A 3,302-nucleotide genomic window follows, 5' to 3' on the forward strand; every position below is an offset into this window, starting at 1 on the left:
CAATCAAAAAGATACCATTCATCGCATTAAGCTGACATCCGCGATTCTTGTTTTATCCCTTTGAATTAACTCTGTCCCCAATAAATATCGGGTGAGCCAAGTAATCGCATCCAGACATTGCATCTCTATGTAAATTCGCAAGCGAAACTCTTGCATAATCAAAAAAAATCAATACCTTTGCACCCGGTTTCAACAAGACCTTGGAGAGATGCTCGAGTGGTTGAAGAGGCACGCCTGGAAAGCGTGTAAACCCCTAAAGGGTTTCGCGGGTTCGAATCCCGCTCTCTCCGCTGAACTAACCAGACAATGAACAGTCAAGTTCCACTAATCCAACGATTTGTGGGAATTTTTAGATTTTTTGTCACCTACACTAAATCTTCTTGTTTGATCGAATAACACTTAGTGTTTGTAAGATGACAGACAATATTATTACCCCTAGCCCTATATAAAAAGCGGCGTTCAACTCTTTAGCCTCACTAAAAAGAAGCATAGCCAAGATAATGCTATAAATAGGTTCCAGATTATAACTCAAGTTTACCGTGAACGCAGAGATCTTTTTCTGGACTTGTATCTGAAGTAAATACAAACCAATCGTACAAACAGAAGCTAAAAGCAATAAATAAGTAAAATCTAATAGCCCGGGAACAATCGTCGATACAGGAAAATATCGCAAATAGAACGGTAAAATACAGGAAAGCCCGATAAAGCCACCTACCATTTCATACATGAGCATGGTACTTGTTGAATAATTATTTCCGATCTTCTTATTCGTGATCGTGAACAAAGCCGCTAAAGCGGATGATATAATACCCAAACCTATTCCTAAACGATAGCGAGTATCGAAATGGAAAATCAGCACCACCCCGAATAAAGTCAACAAACTAAAAACAACCTCCTTGAAAGACACTCTATGACAATTAATCAATGGTTCTAGAAAAGCCGTAAAGAAACCTACCAGAGAAAAACAAACCACTCCAATAGACACATTCGAAGCCTTTATACTTCCATAAAAGAAAACCCAATGCAATCCCAGCAATAACCCTACTCCCCCTATTCTCAAGGCATCCCCGAAAGAAATTCGATTCAATCTTTTGCCGACGGATAAAACGAGTAAAAACAACAAAGACGCAAGCATCATACGATACCAGACCAATAGGGCTTCATTCAACATCATCAATTTTCCAAATATGCCCGTCGCACCCGCCAAAATAATAGATATATGCAGTTTTATAAATGCATCTTTCATTATGTCACTATTCTATTTAATTATGGACAAATGTACAAAGGAAATATAAGCTATCGAATTCAAACTTGATAAATACTCCGTTTTTTACCCTAATGGTAACTTTTTTCTAAATGGAGAAGCCTACTTTTGTGCCGCAAAAATAAAAAGAAAAGAAACTGATGATGCAAGACAGTATTGATTTTGGAACAATGAACATTCCGAAGTTGTTCCGTATGATGTTTATCCCTACCTTATTAGGTATGGTCCTTTCCGCCACTATTAATATCGCCGATGGAATATTCGTAGGAAGAGGCGTAGGAAGTGACGCCTTGGCTGCGGTAAATATCGTGGCTCCTTTTTTCATGTTAGCAACCGGAATCGGGCTTATGTTCGGAGTAGGCGCATCTATCGTCGCCTCGATCCACCTTTCACACCAGAAAGTCAAGGTAGCGAATATTAATATCACGCAAGCGCTTTCGGTCTCATTATGTATTATGTTATCGCTTTCCTTGTTAGTGATGACATTCCGTGCTGAGGTCGCTCTTTTATTGGGTAGTTCCGAACAATTATTGCCCTCCGTATTGGAATATATGAACTGGATCGCCCCGTTCCTTGCCTTTTACATGTTATTGAATATCGGGTTATTAATTATCCGGTTAGACGGATCACCTACATACGCCATGTTATGCAGCGCTATCCCGGCCCTGATAAACCTAACATTAGACTATATTTTCGTTTTCCCATTGCATTGGGGATTAATGGGAGCCGCTTTAGCTTCCGCTATTTCCGTAATCGTAGGAAGTATTATGATCGTGGTTTATATCGTAGGTTTTTCTAAAGTATTACATCTTTACCGCCCTAAATTCTCGCTTAAAAGTATCTTATTGACAATCCGCAATATCGGATACATGGTAAAGCTTGGTTCTTCCGCATTCTTAACTGAGGCAGCTATCGCTTGTATGATGCTGGTGGGTAATTATATATTCATGAGATACCTTGGGGAAGACAGGGTTGCCGCCTATAGTGTAGCCTGTTATTGCTTTCCTATCGTATTCATGGTGAACAATGCGATCGCCCAGTCTACCCAGCCGATCATAAGCTACAACTATGGCATACAGCAGTGGAAAAGAGTACGGCAGGCGTTTAAGTTAGCCCTGCTATGCGCTGTCGTGTGCGGAGGACTCGCCTGCGTGGGTACTATTTTATTCTGCCCGGAAGTCTCCTCCTTATTTCTCGGTAATCATGGCAACGCTTACGAGATAGCGGTCTCCGGCATTCCCTATTTTTCTTTGGGATATGTCTTTTTCGCTCTCAATATCGTTTGTATCGGGTACTACCAGAGCATAGAACGTTTCAAACCCGCTACGCTATTCACTATTCTACGAGGAATCGTGATTATCACCCTAAGTTTCATGTACCTACCTGTTGTCTGCGGAATTAAAGGTATTTGGATGGCCGTACCTTTGTCGGAATTAATTACTTTTGTAATCATAGTGGTATACTATCTATTGAAACGTACAAGAGCATGAAAGAGGAAGTTCGCCAGAAAGTGATGGAACGGTTTTCAATCTCTGAGCAGGCCATGCGGTTATTGCTGGAAAGCGCAGAGATGATGTCGTTTGTCCCCAAAGATATAATCGTACATGAAGGTGAGATAAACACGAATATGTATATCTTATCCAAGGGAATCTGGCGGGCTTATACATTTAAAGATGGGACGGAAGATACCTTTTGGTTCGCCGTGGAGAGCGAGATCGCACTCCCGGTATGGGGATATACTTCCGGCTCTCCTTCTCTTTATACCATAGAAGCCGTTACGGAAAGCGAGGCGTATTGCCTATCCAAACAGAAACTAGAAATCCTATTTCAATCCTCCGTGCAATTAGCAAATATCGGAAGAAGGATTCTAGAGAATTTTATGCTTGAGATCGAGACTTCATGGTTAAGTTCTTACAAACGAACCGCCATTGAACGTTACGCCATTCTATTGGACAAACGAACCGCCATTGAACGTTACGCCATTCTATTGGACAAACGAACCGCCATTGAACGTTACGCCATTCTATTGGACAAACAG

3 protein-coding genes and 1 tRNA gene are annotated in these 3,302 nt (G+C 41.1%); 3 read left to right on the forward strand and 1 reads right to left on the reverse strand.

Going from position 1 to position 3,302, the window contains the following annotated elements; genetic code table 11:
• The first annotated feature begins 202 nt into the window (after positions 1-202).
• Positions 203-290: transfer RNA gene (locus DW205_RS16625), tRNA-Ser, on the forward strand.
• An 80-nt stretch (positions 291-370) separates the two neighbouring features.
• Here the strand turns inward: DW205_RS16625 and DW205_RS16630 are convergent.
• A complete protein-coding gene (locus tag DW205_RS16630; RefSeq protein WP_005866268.1) occupies positions 371-1,246 on the reverse strand; it encodes a DMT family transporter in 876 nt (291 codons plus the stop codon).
• Between the two features lie 158 nt (positions 1,247-1,404).
• Here DW205_RS16630 and DW205_RS16635 point away from each other — a divergent pair, with 158 nt between their 5' ends.
• Entirely contained in the window at positions 1,405-2,754 is a 1,350-nt protein-coding gene (locus DW205_RS16635; RefSeq protein WP_005866266.1) for an MATE family efflux transporter, read from the forward strand.
• Positions 2,751-3,302 (forward strand): Crp/Fnr family transcriptional regulator (locus tag DW205_RS16640; RefSeq protein WP_233523155.1); only part of this gene is annotated, 552 nt, incomplete at its 3' end. The genes DW205_RS16635 and DW205_RS16640, both read left to right, overlap by 4 nt.

Source organism: Parabacteroides sp. AM17-47 (assembly GCF_003434625.1).
Lineage (GTDB): Bacteria > Bacteroidota > Bacteroidia > Bacteroidales > Tannerellaceae > Parabacteroides > Parabacteroides distasonis.